Raw genomic sequence first — 15,467 nt, 5'->3', positions numbered from 1 at the left:
CCGTGCGCTCCCCGCGTTTTCCTTGCGGGGAGCGCACGAGACGGTGCAGGTCGGGCCAAAGTGAGCACAATTTGCTTCAGGTTATGAAATTGTTCCCTCCGGTCTTGAGACCGCTCTCTGAAACGTCTGCTCAGAAGGCGCCGGGTCCACTACTGTTTCAGCGTCGCGCACCGGAGTCACCCGGCCACAGCCGTACCTCCCGTGTCGCGACCTCCGCTTCCTCTCGTGCTTCCTCTCATGGCGAGGGCACATGACCAATCCGCGTCCGCCTCGGGGCGACGACGCTGGAGGAACAGCGCATGCCAGACAGTAAGCCCGGACCCGGTCCGGACCAGCCCACGCCTGAGCCGAAGGGCGCACTGGGCCGTCCCCCACGTGCCGCTGCCAACACAGCGGACCCGCAACTCCCCGCCGAACAGCCCCCGAAGGTATGGGAGACCGGCGAAGACCTCGACGGGGGCCGCATACCCGGGACGCGCCGCCTCTATCTGGCCGGCGTACTGGCCGTGGCGGTGCTGGCCTCCACGGTGACCGCGATCTCCATACTCGACCAGACCGAGGACAAGGGGTCGCAGGACCCGCAGACCACCTCCGCCGCACAGCCGGTCGTCCCCGGCTTCACCCCTGAGGCCCCCACCACGGAGCCCAGCGGGAAGAGCGGCCTTTCCTCACCGCAGCAGGACTCCGAGGACGCCGCCTCGAAGGACAAGGACGGCTCCGGCTCCTCCGAGGCCCAGCAGCGGGGCTCCGAGCCCATCCCCGAGCCGTCAAAGAAGCCTCCCGCCTCCAGCAAGGCGCCCGCCAAGCCGCCGGCCTCCTCACGGAAGTCGGTCCGGGCGGTCAACTACCCGGACCGCTACTGGCACTTCAGCGACGGCACCGGCCGCCTCGACCAGGTGAACTCCGACGAGGCCCGGCGGGACTCCACCTTCAAGCTCGTGCCCGGCCTCGCCGACTCCGGCTGTGTGTCCTTCTCCACCGGCGACGGCAGCTACGTACGCCACCGCGACTTCCGCCTCCGTACGGACCGCCACGACGGCTCGGAGCTCTTCAAGAAGGACGCCACGTTCTGCCCGCGCCCGTCCTCGTACTCCGGCGCCGTGATGCTGGAGGCGGTCAACTACCCCGGCAGCTTCCTGCGGCACCGCAACTTCCAGCTCCGGCTGGAGCGGTACGAGCACAGCAACCTCTACCGGGCCGACTCGGCGTTCCGGCTGGTCGAGGGCCTGAGTTGAGCCGACAGGCGTGACCGCATACGTGTGTGGGGGCCCGGCAGCTGCCGGGCCCCCACACACGTACAGGCGAACTCAGAGGTCTCAGACGTTGAACCCGAGCGCCCGAAGCTGCTCACGCCCATCGTCCGTGATCTTGTCGGGTCCCCACGGCGGCATCCAGACCCAGTTGATCCTCAGCTCGCTGACGAGGCCGTCCGTGGCGGACTTGGCCTGGTCCTCGATGACGTCCGTCAGCGGACAGGCCGCCGACGTCAGGGTCATGTCGAGCGTCGCGATGTTCGCGTCGTCGATGTGGATGCCGTAGATCAGGCCGAGGTTGACGACGTCGATGCCCAACTCGGGGTCGACCACGTCGTACAGCGCCTCGCGGACCTCTTCCTCCGAGGCCGGTTTCATCTCAATGGTCTCGCTCATGCCGTCTTCCTTTCGGCGTCGGCCTCGCCCAGGGCCTGGGCCGTCGCATCCTTCCAGGCCATCCAGCTCAGCAGCGCGCACTTCACACGGGCGGGGTACTTGGAGACCCCGGCGAACGCGACCGCGTCCTCCAGAACCTCCTCCATCGCGTCGTCCGGTTCGATGCGGCCCTTGGACTGCATCAGCTCCAGGAAGGTCTCCTGGATCTTCTGCGCCTCGGCGAGCTGCTTGCCGACGAGCAGTTCGTTCAGTACGGAGGCGGAGGCCTGGCTGATCGAGCAGCCCTGGCCTTCGTAGCTCACATCCACGATCTGCGAGCCCTCGTACTTCACGCGCAGCGTGATCTCGTCACCGCACGTCGGGTTGACGTGGTGCACCTCGGCGTCGCCATCCCGCAGACCGCGCCCGTGCGGGTGCTTGTAGTGGTCCAGGATGACTTCCTGGTACATCGAATCCAGCTTCACGTCCGAGCCAGCTCCCTCAGCCGAAGAAGTTCCGTACGTAGTCCAGGCCTTCCACGAGTGCGTCGATCTCACTCGGCGTGGAGTACAGATAGAACGACGCTCGCGTGGTCGCAGGAATTCCGTACCTCAGGCAGACGGGCCGGGCGCAGTGGTGGCCGACCCGGACCGCGATGCCCTGCTCGTCGAGGACCTGGCCCACGTCGTGGGGGTGGATGTCGCCGAGCGTGAAGGAGATCGCCGCGCCGCGCTCCTCGGCCGTGGTGGGGCCGATGATGCGCAGGTCGGGGACCTCCGACAGGCGCTTGACCGCGTACTCGGTCAGCGCGTGCTCGTGGGCCGCGATCTTCTCCATGCCGATGGCGCTCAGATAGTCGATCGCCGCGCCGAGACCGACCGCCTGCGCGATCGGCGGCGTACCGGCCTCGAACTTGTGCGGCGCCGGTGCGTACGTCGACGAGTGCATCGACACCGTCTCGATCATCTCGCCGCCACCGAGGAACGGCGGCAGGTCCTCAAGAAGCTCCTGGCGTCCCCACAGGATGCCGACGCCCGTCGGGGCGCACATCTTGTGGCCGGTGAACGCCACGAAGTCGGCCTGGAGTGCCTGCACGTCCAGCGGCATGTGCGGCGCGGCCTGCGAGGCGTCGATGCAGACGAGGGCGCCGACTTCCTGCGCCCGGCGGATTATCGCCTCGACCGGGTTGAAGGTGCCGAGGATGTTGGAGACCAGCACGAAGGAGACGATCTTCGTCTTCTCGGTGATGATCTCGTCGATGTTGGAGAGGTCGAGGCGGCCGTCGTCGGTCAGGCCGAACCACTTCAGCTTCGCGCCCGTGCGCTGCGACAGCAGCTGCCACGGGACGATGTTGGAGTGGTGCTCCATCTCCGTGATGACGATCTCGGTCTCGTGGTCCACGCGGTAGGGCTCGTCGGCCCAACCGAGCATGTTGGCCACGAGGTTGAGCGACTCCGAGGCGTTCTTGGTGAAGATCACCTCGTCGCGGCTGGGCGCGTTGATGAACGTGGCGACCTTGTCCCGCGCGCCCTCGTACAGCGCCGTGGCCTCCTCGGCGAGCACATGCACACCGCGATGGACGTTGGCGTTGTGGCGCTCGTAGTACTCGTTCAGGGCGTCCAGCACCTGGCGCGGTTTCTGCGAGGTCGCCGCGTTGTCCAGGTACACCAGCTTCTTGCCGTCGTGGACCTGTCGGTCCAGGAGGGGGAAGTCCTTGCGGATCGCCTCTGTGTCGAGGAGGCCCGGCAGCTGTGTCACGCGGATACGCCACCCTTCGTGTATGCCTCGTATCCCTCGGCCTCGAGCTTGTCGGCCAGCTCGGGACCGCCGGACTCGGCGATGCGGCCGCCCGCGAAGACGTGGACCTGGTCGGGCTTGATGTAGCGCAGGATGCGCGTGTAGTGCGTGATGAGCAGCGTGCCCACCTCGCCGGTCTCCCGGACGCGGTTGACGCCCTCGGAGACGACCCGGAGCGCGTCGACGTCGAGGCCGGAGTCGGTCTCGTCGAGGATCGCGATCTTCGGCTTGAGCAGCTCCAGCTGAAGGATCTCGTGGCGCTTCTTCTCACCGCCGGAGAAGCCTTCGTTCACGTTGCGCTCGGCGAAGGAGGGGTCCATGTTGAGGTTCTGCATGGCCTCCTTCACCTCCTTGATCCACGTACGCAGCTTGGGGGCCTCGCCGCGGATGGCGGTGGCGGAGGTACGGAGGAAGTTGGAGACCGAGACTCCGGGGACCTCGACCGGGTACTGCATCGCGAGGAACAGGCCCGCGCGGGCGCGCTCGTCGACGGACATCTCCAGGACGTCCTCGCCGTCGAGGGTGACGGTGCCCTCGGTGATCGTGTACTTGGGGTGACCCGCGAGCGAGTAGGCGAGAGTCGACTTGCCGGAGCCGTTCGGGCCCATGATGGCGTGCGTCTCGCCCTGCTTCACGGTGAGGTCGACGCCCTTGAGGATCTCCTTCGTGGCGTTGTCGGCCTCGACGGTGACGTGCAGGTCTCGGATTTCAAGCGTTGCCATGGGTGCCTCAGGACTCCTGGGTGAGGGAGACGAGCACGTCGTCCCCTTCGATCTTTACGGGGTATACGGGAATGGGGCGCGTCGCGGGAAGGGCGTCGGGTTTCCCGGAACGCAGGTCGAAACGCGAGCCGTGCAGCCAGCACTCGATGTGGCAGTCGTCCACCTCGCCCTCCGACAGCGAGACGTTCGCGTGCGAGCAGATGTCGTACACCGCGAACACCTCGCCCTCCGTCTGTACGACGGAGACCGGCGTGCCGTCGAGTTCCACCCGCTTCGGGGTGTCCTCCTCCAGCTCGCTCAGCCCGCAGGCGCGTACGAACGCGATGGCCATCAGACCGACGCCTCCAGCTCCTCGTCGATCTTCACGAGCAGCCGCTCCTCGATGTCGTCGACGCCGATCTGCTGGACCAGCTCGGCGAAGAAGCCGCGCACGACGAGGCGACGGGCCTCGTCGGCGGGGATGCCGCGGGCCATCAGGTAGAAGAGCTGCTCGTCGTCGAAGCGGCCGGTGGCACTGGCGTGGCCGGCGCCGACGATTTCGCCGGTCTCGATCTCGAGGTTCGGTACGGAGTCGACCCGGGCGCCGTCGGTCAGCACGAGGTTCCGGTTCATCTCGTACGTGTCCGTGCCCTCGGCCTTGGCCTCGATCAGCACGTCACCGATCCACACCGCGTGCGCGTCCTCGCCCTGGAGTGCGCCCTTGTAGGCGACGTTCGACTTGCAGTGCGGGGTGTTGTGGTCGACGAGGAGACGGTGCTCCTGGTGCTGGCCCGCGTCGGTGAAGTACAGGCCGAAGAGCTCGGCCTCGCCGCCGGGGCCGGCGTAGGCGACGCGCGGGTGGAGGCGTACGAGGTCGCCGCCGAAGGTGACCACGAACGACTTGAAGGTGGCGTCGCGGCCGATCAGCGCGTTGTGCTGGCCGACGTGCACGGCCTTATCGTCCCAGTCCTGGACGGAGATGACGGTGAGCTTGGCGCCGTCACCCAGGACGTAGTCGACGTTGGCGGCGAGTACGGCGTCACCGGTGTGGTCGATGACGACGACGGCCTCGGCGAAGGCGCCGAGCTCGACGACCTGGTGGCCGTAGGCGATCCCGCCCTCGCCGTGCACGGCGACACGGATCGGCTCGGTGAGCACTGTCTCCTTGGGGACGGTGATCACGCCGGCCTTCTCGAACGCCGAAAACGCCTGGGCGGCGATGCGGTCCACCGGTGTGCCCGCCTTGCCGATCCGCGCGTCGTCACGGCCGACGGTCTCGACGGTGACGCCCTCGGGGGCCTGCACGTCGACCTTCACGCCGGTGCCGGTGGCGACTGCGGTGCCGTCGTGCAGCCCGCGCAGCCGCTCCAGCGGGGTGAACCGCCACTCCTCCTCGCGGCCGTGCGGGACCGGGAAGTCCGCCACGTCGAAGGACGGGGGCGCGCTCATGCGCGTGGCGACGGTCGACTCGGCGGCGACCGCGATCTGGCCGGCGGTGGTGGAGCCCACCGGGATGTTCTGAGCCTCAGCCATGGCTGTCGGTCTGCTCTCTTCCTACGTAATGAGTCTTCGCGCTGCTGGTGGGGGGCGGATCTGCCGCCCCCCGAGAGGTCGGTTAGAGGCCGGTCAGCCGACCGCGCCCTCCATCTGCAGCTCGATCAGCCGGTTGAGCTCAAGCGCGTACTCCATGGGCAGTTCCTTGGCGATCGGCTCGACGAAGCCGCGCACGATCATCGCCATCGCCTCGAACTCGCTCAGACCGCGGCTCATCAGGTAGAAGAGCTGGTCCTCGGAGACCTTGGAGACGGTCGCCTCGTGGCCCATGGACACATCGTCCTCACGGACGTCCACGTACGGGTACGTGTCGGAGCGGGAGATGGTGTCGACGAGCAGCGCGTCACACAGCACGTTCGACTTGGAGCCGTGGGCGCCCTCGCCGATCTCGACCAGGCCGCGGTACGAGGTGCGGCCGCCGGCGCGCGCCACCGACTTGGAGACGATGTTGGAGGACGTGTTCGGCGCCATGTGGACCATCTTGGAGCCGGCGTCCTGGTGCTGGCCCTCGCCCGCGAAGGCGATGGACAGGGTCTCGCCCTTGGCGTGCTCGCCCATCAGGTAGACGGCCGGGTACTTCATCGTCACCTTGGAGCCGATGTTGCCGTCGATCCACTCCATGGTCGCGCCCTCGTAGGCGACGGCGCGCTTGGTGACCAGGTTGTAGACGTTGTTCGACCAGTTCTGGATGGTCGTGTAGCGGCAACGGGCGTTCTTCTTGACGATGATCTCGACCACGGCGGAGTGCAGCGAGTCCGACTTGTAGATCGGCGCCGTGCAGCCCTCGACGTAGTGCACATAGGCGCCCTCGTCGACGATGATCAGCGTCCGCTCGAACTGGCCCATGTTCTCCGTGTTGATCCGGAAGTAGGCCTGGAGCGGAATCTCGACGTGCACGCCCTTCGGCACGTAGATGAAGGAGCCGCCGGACCACACGGCGGTGTTCAGTGACGCGAACTTGTTGTCACCGACCGGGATGACCGTCCCGAAGTACTCCTTGAAGAGCTCGGGGTGCTCCTTCAGGGCCGTGTCGGTGTCCAGGAAGATGACGCCCTGCTCCTCCAGGTCCTCGCGGATCTGGTGGTAGACGACCTCGGACTCGTACTGGGCCGCGACACCGGCGACGAGGCGCTGCTTCTCCGCCTCGGGGATGCCGAGCTTGTCGTACGTGTTCTTGATGTCCTCGGGCAGGTCCTCCCAGGACTCCGCCTGCTTCTCCGTGGAACGTACGAAGTACTTGATGTTGTCGAAGTCGATGCCCGACAGGTCCGAGCCCCAGCTCGGCATGGGCTTCTTGTCGAACAGGCGCAGGCCCTTGAGACGGAGCTTGGTCATCCACTCCGGCTCGTTCTTCTTCGCGGAGATGTCCCGGACAACGTCCTGGCTGAGGCCGCGCTTGGCAGAGGCACCGGCTACGTCGGAGTCGGCCCAGCCGTATTCGTACGTACCCAGACCCTCGAGTTCGGGGTGGGCAGTCTCCGTGGGGAGAGTCATGCGGGGTTCCTCCCGGCCGTGCGTACAGATGCGTTATCGGTGGTCTGGTGTGTCGCCTTGGGGATGAACGTCGTGCAGACGCCGTCGCCGTGGGCGATGGTGGCCAGCCGCTGGACATGCGTCCCGAGCAGCTGGGAAAAGATCTCGGTCTCCGCCTCGCACAGCTGGGGGAACTGCCCGGCGACATGGGCGACCGGGCAGTGGTGCTGGCAGAGCTGCTCGCCCTTCTGCGGAAGGGGAGCGCTGCGCGCCGTAGCAGCGTACCCGTCCGCACTCAGGGCCTTGGCCAGGGCTTCGGTGCGCTTGTCGGGGGCGACGGCCTCGACGGCTTTGCGGTACACCTCGGCCTGGGCGGCCATACGGGCGCGGGCGAAGGCGACGACCGCCTCGGCTCCGCCCTCGCGCTCCGCGATCCAGCGCAGGGCGTCGGCGGCGAGCTTGTCGTAGGACTGGTCGAAGGCGTCCCGGCCGCAGTCCGTCAGCGCGAACACCTTGGCGGGCCGCCCGCGTGTACGAGCGCCGTAGACCCGCTTCTCGCGCGCCTCCACGACGTCGTCGGCGACCAGGGCGTCCAGGTGCCGGCGTACGGCCGCCTGGGTGAGGCCGAGACGGCCGGCCAGGTCGGCCACGGTCGACGGGCCGTGGTCCAGGATGGAGCGCACGACCCGGTTGCGCGTGGAGCGCTCCCCGGTCGCGAGTTCCTCCTGCGGGACCTGGCCTACGTTTTTCACAACACCATTGTTGCGTAATTCCTCAGAGACTGACAAGCCGCGTCCGAGCGATGGACGGTGCCGTGCATCACTTAGGTAAACCTAAGCTGACCTGCGGGAACGATCTTTGATCGATCGGTTGCCGGAGCAGCCCGGCTGCCCCGCCCTCCGGAGCCCGCCCCGCCGTCCCTAGACTCTGGAGCCATGCGAAGCGACCCCGTCGTCCAGGTCCAGGCCCTGGTGAAGCGGTACCGCGCCAAGACCGCGGTGGACGGCCTCGACCTGGTGGCCGGGGCGGGGATCACCGCCGTACTCGGTCCCAACGGGGCGGGCAAGACGACCACGGTCGAGACCTGCGAGGGGTACCGGAAGCCGGACTCGGGGACGGTACGCGTACTGGGACTCGACCCGGTGCGCGAGGCCGCGGCCCTGCGTCCCCGGATAGGCGTGATGCTCCAGTCCGGCGGCGTCTACTCCGGCGCCCGAGCCGACGAGATGCTCCACCACATGGCCAAGCTGCACGCGCACCCGCTGGACGTGGACGCGCTCATCGAGCGCCTGGGCCTGGGCAGTTGCGGCCGTACGACCTACCGGCGGCTGTCCGGCGGCCAGCAGCAGCGGCTCGCGCTCGCGCTGGCCGTCGTCGGCCGGCCCGAACTGGTCTTCCTTGACGAGCCGACCGCCGGCCTCGATCCGCAGGCGCGCCGGGCCACCTGGGATCTCGTACGCGATCTCCGTACGGACGGCGTCTCGGTGATCCTGACCACGCACTACATGGACGAGGCCGAGCAGCTCGCCGACGACGTGGCGATCATCGACGCGGGCCGGGTCATCGCCCAGGGCTCCCCCGAGGAGTTGTGCCGCGGCGGCGCCGAGAACACGCTGCGCTTCAGCGGGCGTCCCGGCCTCGACATAGGTTCCCTGCTCAAGGCCCTTCCGGCGGACTGCACGGCCGCCGAGCTGACGCCGGGCGCGTACCGGGTGGGTGGCAAGATCGACCCGCAACTGCTCGCGACCGTCACATCCTGGTGCGCCCAGCACGGGGTGATGCCGGAGAAGATCTCGGTGGAGCGGCACACCTTGGAGGACGTGTTTTTGGAAATGACCGGCAAGGAGCTGCGTTCGTGACCACCGCCGGTACGTACGCCCCGAAGCCGGGGGCGGCCCCGCTGTCCCGCATGATCGCGGCGCAGGCTGTGCTCGAGACGAAGATGCTGCTGCGCAACGGTGAGCAGTTGCTGCTGACGGTCGTCATCCCGACGCTGCTGCTCGTGCTGTTCAGCTCGGTCGACGTCGTCGACACGGGCGAGGGCGAGGCGGTCGACTTCCTGGCCCCCGGCATCCTCGCGCTCGCGGTGATGTCGACGGCGTTCACGGGGCAGGCCATCGCGACGGGCTTCGAGCGGCGGTACGGCGTACTGAAGCGGCTCGCCACCTCACCGCTCCCCCGTTGGGGGCTGATGGCGGCGAAGACGCTCTCCGTGCTGGTCACGGAGATCCTTCAGGTGCTCCTGGTGACGGTGATCGCCTTCGCCCTCGGCTGGTCGCCGCACGGCAACCCTCTCGCCGTCCTGCTCCTGCTCGTCCTCGGCACGGCCGCCTTCTCGGGCCTCGGCCTGCTGATGGCGGGCACGCTGAAGGCGGAGGCGACGCTGGCCGCCGCGAACCTGGTCTTCCTGCTGCTGCTCGTGGGCGGCGGGGTCGTCGTCCCGCTCGACAAGTTCCCGGACACGGCCCAGTCCCTGCTCGGCCTGCTGCCGATCTCGGCCCTCTCGGACGGGCTGAGGGACGTGCTCCAGCACGGCGCCGGGATGCCGTGGGGGGACCTCGGAATCCTGGCCGCCTGGGGGGTCGTCGGCCTCACGGCCGCCGCCCGTTTCTTCCGCTGGGAGTAGGACGGAGTGCACGCCTCCCCCCTCGTGAAGGCGTGCACAAGCGGCCGCCTACCATGGTGCGCGTGCCGAATCTGACCCGCGCCGACGCCGTCGAGGCCGTGCGCAACCCGCTCGCCTTCATCGCCGAACGCTGGACCCCGAAGCCCCGGACGGTCCAGCGAGCGGCCCTCGCCGCGCTCGTCATGGCGGTGGTCATCGTGGTCACCGGCGGTGCCGTACGGCTGACCGGCTCGGGGCTCGGCTGCCCGACCTGGCCCAAGTGCACCGACGACTCGATCACGAACACGAGCGAGATGGGCATCCACGGCGTCATCGAGTTCGGCAACCGGATGCTGACGTACGTCCTGAGCGCGGCGGTCGGATGGGCGATCATCGCCGCACGCTCGCAGAAGCCGCGGCGGCACAGCCTCACGCGGCTCGGCTGGGCTCAGTTCTGGGTCGTCATGGGCAACGCGGTGCTCGGCGGCATCGTCGTCCTGGTGGGCCTCAACCCGTACACGGTCGCCGCCCACTTCCTGCTGTCCACCGCACTGATCGCCGTCGCCACCGTCATGTGGCAGCGCACCCGAGAGGGCGACTCCGAGCCGCGTCCGCTGGTCGGCAAGTCGGTGCAGCAACTCGTATGGGCCCTGGTCGCCGTCACCGCCCTGCTCATCGCGGTGGGCACGGTGGTCACCGGTGCGGGCCCGCACGCCGGCGACTCGAGCGAGGTCGAGCGCATCCCGCTGGACTGGGAGAACATCACCAGGCTGCATGCCGTCCTGGCCTGGATCGTGGTGACACTGGCTTTCGCCCTGTGGTTCGTCCTGCGAGCCGTCGACGCCCCCAAGGGACCCCTCCACCGCACCCGTGACCTCTTCCTGGTGCTCCTCGGCCAGGGTGCCATCGGGTACGTCCAGTACTTCACCGACCTTCCGGAGGTTCTGGTCGGCCTCCACATGCTCGGCTCCTGCCTGGTGTGGATCGCGACGCTGAGGGTGCTGCTGTCGCTGCGGGAGCGGCACGAGGCCGTGGAGGTCCCGGGTCCGGGGCAGTCGACGCAGCGGGTCGCCACGCGCGCGTAGGCACGAAAACGTGCTCCACGCGTGCGTGCGTCACGCGTAGGCCCGTACGAGGCTGTCGATCGCCGGCCCTAGATAGGCCCGAGTCAGCTCGGCCCGGCGCGCGATCCACTCCTCACTCGGCGCCGCGCCATCGTCCTCGTACCGCCGCCGTCTGACGTCCTCGACCACCTCGACGGGTGCGCCAAGTTCGGGCAGGAGCTCCAGCGCCTCCCGCTTGGTGATCAGCCGCCCGTCCTTCAGCGTGACTGCGGCGCGGGCGTGCGTGACGAGCCCGTAGTCCACCCAGATGTCCTGCGTCCAGTTGCTCGCCCGGTCGACCTCCCGCCGCAAGAAGTCCCGCTGGTCGCGCACGACGAACTCGGCGAGCTCATGGTCCGGCACGGGCGGCAGCAGGCCCGTGGGCGGCTCGCCGTGCAGGACCAGTCCGAAGGTGTGCAGTTCGCGCCGTGTCACCGGCGTGACGGGGAACTTGCCCAGGTGCTCGTGTCGCCAGATGAGGTGCCGTCGCTCCGCGCCTGCCGCGGTGCCGGGCGTCAGGTAGGCGCAGTGCAACTTGTCCACGAGCGCCTCGTTGCGCAGGCGGGCGTGCAGCCGCGCCACCTGCCATACCGTTCTCGCTGTGATCGGGTCGTCCAGGACCGCGATCAGGTCCAGGTCGCTGCGGCCCTCCTGGTAGTCGCCGCCGCCGAGTGAGCCGTGTGCCCATACGGCGACGGGGGCCAGGCCGCGCAGTTCGGTGAGGAAGCGGTCGAGGAGCCGGTCGGTCGCGTCGCTGCGTGTCATGCCCACAGTCTGCGCACGTTGTGGATGGCTCACTCCAGTCCGTACACCCGCCGCGCGTTCCCCGCCGCGATGAGCCCCGCCACCCGCTGCGCGTCGGCCAACGACCAGGCGTCTTCGGCGACCCATGTGCCGAGCACCCGGGCCAGCGACTCGCGGAAGAGGCGGGCCCCGACCACATGGAGTTCGGGCAGGCCGTGGGCGCCGGAGGAGAAGAGGAGCTTGCCGAAGGGGGCGAGTTCGAGGATCTCGGAGAGCACGGCGGAGGCGCGGGCGCCCGTACGGACGAGGGCGGTGCCCAGGTCGGCGTACACATGCGGGAAGGCCCCGGTCAGATGCGCCGCGTGCCGGTGGTACGGGTAGCCGTGCAGCAGGACCAGGTCGGTGCCGAGGCCGGCCGTGGCGCGGGCGAAGTCGGTGAGCAGGGCGGGGTCGGTGCGGTCGATGCGCAGGCCCCCTTCGCCGAGTCCCGCGTGCAGTTGGAGCGGGCGGCCCGAGGCGACGGCGATCCACAGGAGGTGCCGTAGCAGTACCGGGTCGGACAGGGTGCCGCCGACGCGGCGTCCGGTGAGCCAGCGGCCCGCCGCGCCCCGGACCTCGCCCGGGCCCGGCGGTTCGGGCGCGAGCGCCAGACCGTGCCGTGCGCCCGCCACCGACGTGAACGCCACGGCGTTCGCTGCCGCCGCGTGCACCGACTCGGCGAGGTTGGCGAGGAACGACTCGACGGTTCCGGAGGTGTCGGCGACCTGCTCGGCGAGCAATTCCAGGCGGACGATCTCGTGGGCGTCGGCGCCACCGGCCGAGGCCATCTCGCCAGGTCCGGTCAGGTCGCCGGGCAGTCCGGTGTCGACCAGATAGGTCGTGATCCCGCTGCCCCGCAGCAGCCTGCGCCCCGACTCCAGTACGCCCAGCTCACGGCGTCGCGCGAGATAGCGGGCGGGCGGACAGTGCGGTTCCAGACCGAGGAGGGGCGGGCACCAGCGGCGTACGGCGAAACCGGTCTGGGTGTCGAAGAAGGTCGTGCCCGCAGCCGGCTGGCCCTCACCCCGGGCGAGGTGCGCCTCGAAGGTGCCCAGGCCCAGCTCTGTCCGCAGCACGCCATGGCAGTACTGGTCCACCAGCGACAGCGTTTCGATCATCCGGACTCCCCAGCCAGTGGGCCCTGCCTTTACAGGTCCTAACGGAGGAGCCGGGTGTCGGGTGCTGGTTAAGGCCGCAGGAAGTACGAAAACTGCCGGTTGGTCGCCGTCAGGCGTTACTGGGGCCGCCCAGCTGGATCCCCGCCATCCGCGTCCACTCGTACGGGCCCGTCTTCACCTTCGCCGCGAAGTCGCCGTCGAAGGACTCGTGGACGGTGATGCCTGATTTCTGGACCGCCTGCTCGGCCATCGCGTGGCTCGGGGCCACGAGGTCGCCCCATTCGCCGTCCTCGCCGACGAGGACGATGCGGGCGCCGCGCTGCCCCAGGTACGCGATCTGGCCCTCGGCGCCGTCGTGCGCCTTGGCGAAGGAGGCGATCTGCTTGGCGAGGCGCGCCACACGACGCTCCGCCCTGGCGGCCTGCTTGCGGTCCGCGGCCTCGGCCTCGTCGACCTGCTGGGTGTCTGCGGTGTCTGCCATGGCCAGGATGCTACCGACGGGTAGACCAAACGGCGACGGGCGGGGTGCGTGGCCTTGACCACGCCCCCCGCCCGTCGACGGACGAAAGCGGCTACCGCCTACCGCAGGAAGGGATCCACAGCCACCGCCACGAACAGCAGCGAGACGTATGTGATCGACCAGTGGAAGAGGCGCATCTCCTTGAGCTTCGCGCCCACGGCCCCGTCCTTGGCGCGGGCCTGCAGCCCGTGCGCCTCCCAGAGCCAGAAGCCGCCGGTCACCAGGGCGACGGCCGTGTAGAACCAGCCGGTGTAGCCGAGCGGCGTCAGCAGCAGGGAGACGGCGACCATCGCCCAGCTGTAGAGGACGATCTGCCGTGCGACGACCCTGTTGGAGGCGATGACCGGCAGCATCGGCACGCCCACGCGCGCGTAGTCGTCGCGCACCCTCATCGACAGCGGCCAGTAGTGCGGCGGCGTCCAGAAGAACATGACGAGGAAGAGGATGACCGGGGCCCAGGACATGGAGTTGGTGACGGAGGACCAGCCGATGAGAACGGGCAGGCAGCCTGCGATGCCGCCCCAGACGATGTTCTGCGACGTACGCCTCTTGAGGATCATCGTGTAGACGACGACATAGAAGAGGAGTGCTCCGAGCGAGAGCCAGGCGGACAGCCAGTTGACGGTCAGGCCGAACAGCAGGGTCGAGACGACGGCGAGCGTGATGCCGAAGACCAGGCACTCGCGGGGGCTGACCATGCCGGTGACCAGTGGACGCTGCGAGGTGCGTTCCATGAGCGCGTCGATGTCACGGTCGATGTACATGTTCAGCGCGTTGGCGCCGCCCGCGGAGAGGTAGCCGCCGACACAGGTGAGAAGGACCAGCCCGAGGTCGGGCACGCCCTGCTCGGCGAGGAACATCACCGGCACGGTGGTGATCAGCAGCAGCTCGATGATCCGTGGCTTGGTGAGAGCGATGAACGCCTTGACCCGGGCCCCGAACGGCCGGTGTTTCGTGCTCTGACTCGTCCCGAGCACACCCGCAGGACGGGATTCAACGGCCGTCACGTACACCCCTACAGAGACATTCCAGCGAGCCCCGAGTGTGAACTCCGGGTAAAGGCTCGCGCGTACCACGCCACTGTAGACGTTGCCCAGACCCCGCTCTTCGCGGGGGTCGGATCGTGTTGGACAGGGCCCCGCGAGGGGCTCAGCACCGCTCGATTGAGCAGTCGGATCACCGGTTGCGTATTCACGTTCATTCACCGCCCGAATGCGGAACGCGCCGGTCGGGAGATACGTGACGGGACACTCCCGGAGCTGTGGAATGACTCGAAAAAATACGCGTTCTTACGGGGGTAGGCTCGACAACGGCCGGTGGGCGCGCGTGTGCACCGGCATTCGACATGTGGAACATGTGGAGAGGAGCCCTGACTCAGGGTGAGCACCAAGCCGACCACCACAGACCTCGAGTGGACCGAACTGGACCAGCGAGCTGTCGACACGGCCCGCATCCTGGCCGCCGATGCCGTACAGAAGGTCGGCAACGGCCATCCGGGTACGGCGATGAGCCTGGCGCCTGCCGCGTACACCCTCTTCCAGAAGGTGATGCGGCATGACCCGGCAGACCCGGACTGGACGGGACGGGACCGTTTCGTCCTCTCCGCCGGCCATTCCTCCCTGACCCTCTACACCCAGCTGTACCTCGCCGGATTCGGCCTGGAGCTGGACGACCTGAAGGCGTTCAGGACGTGGGGGTCGAAGACCCCGGGCCACCCCGAGTACGGGCACACGGCCGGTGTGGAGACGACGACGGGCCCGCTCGGCCAGGGCGTCGCCAACGCGGTGGGCATGGCGATGGCCGCCCGCTACGAGCGCGGTCTGTTCGACCCGGAGGCCGCTCCCGGCACCTCCCCCTTCGACCACTACATCTACGCGATCGCCGGTGACGGCTGCCTCCAGGAGGGCATCTCCGCCGAGGCGTCGTCGCTGGCGGGCCACCAGAAGCTGGGCAACCTGGTCCTGCTGTGGGACGACAACCACATCTCGATCGAGGGCGACACCGAGGCGGCCGTCTCCGAGGACACCGCCAAGAGGTACGAGGCGTACGGCTGGCATGTGCAGCGCGTGCAGCCGAAGGAGAACGGCGACCTCGACCCGGCCGCGCTGTACGAGGCGATCGAGAAGGCCAAGGCCGTCACCGACAAGCCGTCCTTCATCGCGATGCGCTCGATCATCGCCTGGCC

Annotated in this window: 17 protein-coding genes; 5 read left to right on the top strand and 12 right to left on the bottom strand. The window is 68.6% G+C overall.

What is annotated here, in order from left to right; genetic code table 11:
• Positions 1-299: 299 nt before the first annotated feature.
• Positions 300-1,235, top strand: a complete 936-nt coding sequence (locus IEZ21_RS26515; RefSeq protein WP_189324401.1) for an AbfB domain-containing protein — start codon at positions 300-302, stop codon at positions 1,233-1,235.
• Positions 1,236-1,316: 81 nt separating this feature from the next.
• Here the strand turns inward: IEZ21_RS26515 and IEZ21_RS26510 are convergent, their stop codons facing one another.
• From IEZ21_RS26510 to IEZ21_RS26475, 8 genes are all read right to left on the bottom strand, one after another.
• Positions 1,317-1,649, bottom strand: coding sequence for a metal-sulfur cluster assembly factor (locus IEZ21_RS26510; RefSeq protein WP_033317897.1), 333 nt, complete (start codon positions 1,647-1,649; stop codon positions 1,317-1,319).
• Positions 1,646-2,113, bottom strand: a complete 468-nt coding sequence (sufU, locus tag IEZ21_RS26505) for a Fe-S cluster assembly sulfur transfer protein SufU (protein WP_033317898.1) — start codon at positions 2,111-2,113, stop codon at positions 1,646-1,648. The genes IEZ21_RS26510 and sufU overlap by 4 nt, the downstream gene beginning before the upstream one ends.
• Before the next feature lie 16 nt (positions 2,114-2,129).
• Positions 2,130-3,386 carry a cysteine desulfurase gene (locus IEZ21_RS26500; RefSeq protein WP_189324400.1) on the bottom strand — a complete coding sequence of 419 codons (1,257 nt, stop codon included), beginning with the start codon at positions 3,384-3,386 and terminating at the stop codon, positions 2,130-2,132.
• Positions 3,383-4,147, bottom strand: coding sequence for a Fe-S cluster assembly ATPase SufC (gene sufC, locus IEZ21_RS26495; RefSeq protein ID WP_189324399.1), 765 nt, complete (start codon positions 4,145-4,147; stop codon positions 3,383-3,385). The genes IEZ21_RS26500 and sufC overlap by 4 nt, the downstream gene beginning before the upstream one ends.
• Before the next feature lie 7 nt (positions 4,148-4,154).
• Positions 4,155-4,472 (bottom strand): non-heme iron oxygenase ferredoxin subunit, encoded by a 318-nt coding sequence (locus tag IEZ21_RS26490; RefSeq protein ID WP_033318119.1) that lies wholly within the window; start codon positions 4,470-4,472, stop codon positions 4,155-4,157.
• 5 nt (positions 4,473-4,477) lie between these two features.
• Positions 4,478-5,659, bottom strand: coding sequence for a Fe-S cluster assembly protein SufD (gene sufD / locus IEZ21_RS26485; protein WP_189324398.1), 1,182 nt, complete (start codon positions 5,657-5,659; stop codon positions 4,478-4,480).
• A 93-nt stretch (positions 5,660-5,752) separates the two neighbouring features.
• The gene (gene sufB, locus IEZ21_RS26480) at positions 5,753-7,174 is read right to left on the bottom strand and encodes a Fe-S cluster assembly protein SufB (RefSeq protein ID WP_033317902.1); all 1,422 of its coding nucleotides are present in this window, start codon (positions 7,172-7,174) and stop codon (positions 5,753-5,755) included.
• Positions 7,171-7,905, bottom strand: a complete 735-nt coding sequence (locus IEZ21_RS26475; RefSeq protein WP_189324397.1) for a helix-turn-helix transcriptional regulator — start codon at positions 7,903-7,905, stop codon at positions 7,171-7,173. The genes sufB and IEZ21_RS26475 overlap by 4 nt, the downstream gene beginning before the upstream one ends.
• A gap of 183 nt (positions 7,906-8,088) precedes the next feature.
• On the opposite strand from IEZ21_RS26475, the gene IEZ21_RS26470 reads away from it, so the two are divergent.
• The 3 genes from IEZ21_RS26470 to IEZ21_RS26460 are packed head-to-tail and all read left to right on the top strand — an operon-like array spanning position 8,089 to position 10,843.
• Entirely contained in the window at positions 8,089-9,012 is a 924-nt protein-coding gene (locus tag IEZ21_RS26470; protein ID WP_189324396.1) for an ABC transporter ATP-binding protein, read from the top strand.
• Between the two features lie 50 nt (positions 9,013-9,062).
• Positions 9,063-9,779: an ABC transporter permease gene (locus tag IEZ21_RS26465; RefSeq protein WP_051744335.1), complete on the top strand. Its 717-nt coding sequence runs from the start codon at positions 9,063-9,065 to the stop codon at positions 9,777-9,779.
• A gap of 53 nt (positions 9,780-9,832) precedes the next feature.
• On the top strand, positions 9,833-10,843 hold the full coding sequence (locus IEZ21_RS26460; RefSeq protein WP_189324394.1) for a COX15/CtaA family protein: 1,011 nt from the start codon (positions 9,833-9,835) through the stop codon (positions 10,841-10,843).
• Between the two features lie 30 nt (positions 10,844-10,873).
• On the opposite strand, the gene IEZ21_RS26455 is transcribed toward IEZ21_RS26460, so the two are convergent.
• The 4 genes from IEZ21_RS26455 to IEZ21_RS26440 all read right to left on the bottom strand — a co-directional run bounded on the left by IEZ21_RS26455 (position 10,874) and on the right by IEZ21_RS26440 (position 14,295).
• Complete coding sequence (locus tag IEZ21_RS26455) at positions 10,874-11,626, bottom strand: nucleotidyltransferase domain-containing protein (RefSeq protein WP_189324393.1); 753 nt, start codon at positions 11,624-11,626, stop codon at positions 10,874-10,876.
• A 29-nt stretch (positions 11,627-11,655) separates the two neighbouring features.
• On the bottom strand, positions 11,656-12,762 hold the full coding sequence (locus IEZ21_RS26450; protein WP_189324392.1) for an amidohydrolase family protein: 1,107 nt from the start codon (positions 12,760-12,762) through the stop codon (positions 11,656-11,658).
• A gap of 109 nt (positions 12,763-12,871) precedes the next feature.
• A complete protein-coding gene (locus IEZ21_RS26445; protein WP_189324391.1) occupies positions 12,872-13,243 on the bottom strand; it encodes a hypothetical protein in 372 nt (123 codons plus the stop codon).
• Positions 13,244-13,341: 98 nt separating this feature from the next.
• Positions 13,342-14,295, bottom strand: coding sequence for a heme o synthase (locus tag IEZ21_RS26440; protein ID WP_189324390.1), 954 nt, complete (start codon positions 14,293-14,295; stop codon positions 13,342-13,344).
• 366 nt (positions 14,296-14,661) lie between these two features.
• Between IEZ21_RS26440 and IEZ21_RS26435 the strand changes: the two genes are divergently transcribed.
• On the top strand, positions 14,662-15,467 hold an 806-nt coding region (locus IEZ21_RS26435), incomplete at its 3' end, for a transketolase family protein (protein ID WP_189324389.1).

This window comes from Streptomyces flaveus, from assembly GCF_014647675.1.
GTDB lineage: Bacteria > Actinomycetota > Actinomycetes > Streptomycetales > Streptomycetaceae > Streptomyces > Streptomyces flaveus.
This window is presented reverse-complemented; position numbering and strand designations above follow the sequence as displayed.

Excerpts from the sequence above, each read along its gene's own strand:
- IEZ21_RS26515 (WP_189324401.1), top strand. The coding sequence starts at position 300 with ATGCCAGACAGTAAGCCCGGACCCGGTCCGGACCAGCCCACGCCTGAG.
- IEZ21_RS26510 (WP_033317897.1), bottom strand. The coding sequence starts at position 1,649 with ATGAGCGAGACCATTGAGATGAAACCGGCCTCGGAGGAAGAGGTCCGC.
- sufC (WP_189324399.1), bottom strand. The coding sequence starts at position 4,147 with ATGGCAACGCTTGAAATCCGAGACCTGCACGTCACCGTCGAGGCCGAC.
- sufD (WP_189324398.1), bottom strand. The coding sequence starts at position 5,659 with ATGGCTGAGGCTCAGAACATCCCGGTGGGCTCCACCACCGCCGGCCAG.
- sufB (WP_033317902.1), bottom strand. The coding sequence starts at position 7,174 with ATGACTCTCCCCACGGAGACTGCCCACCCCGAACTCGAGGGTCTGGGT.
- IEZ21_RS26470 (WP_189324396.1), top strand. The coding sequence starts at position 8,089 with ATGCGAAGCGACCCCGTCGTCCAGGTCCAGGCCCTGGTGAAGCGGTAC.
- IEZ21_RS26465 (WP_051744335.1), top strand. The coding sequence starts at position 9,063 with ATGATCGCGGCGCAGGCTGTGCTCGAGACGAAGATGCTGCTGCGCAAC.
- IEZ21_RS26460 (WP_189324394.1), top strand. The coding sequence starts at position 9,833 with ATGGTGCGCGTGCCGAATCTGACCCGCGCCGACGCCGTCGAGGCCGTG.
- IEZ21_RS26455 (WP_189324393.1), bottom strand. The coding sequence starts at position 11,626 with ATGACACGCAGCGACGCGACCGACCGGCTCCTCGACCGCTTCCTCACC.
- IEZ21_RS26450 (WP_189324392.1), bottom strand. The coding sequence starts at position 12,762 with ATGATCGAAACGCTGTCGCTGGTGGACCAGTACTGCCATGGCGTGCTG.
- IEZ21_RS26445 (WP_189324391.1), bottom strand. The coding sequence starts at position 13,243 with ATGGCAGACACCGCAGACACCCAGCAGGTCGACGAGGCCGAGGCCGCG.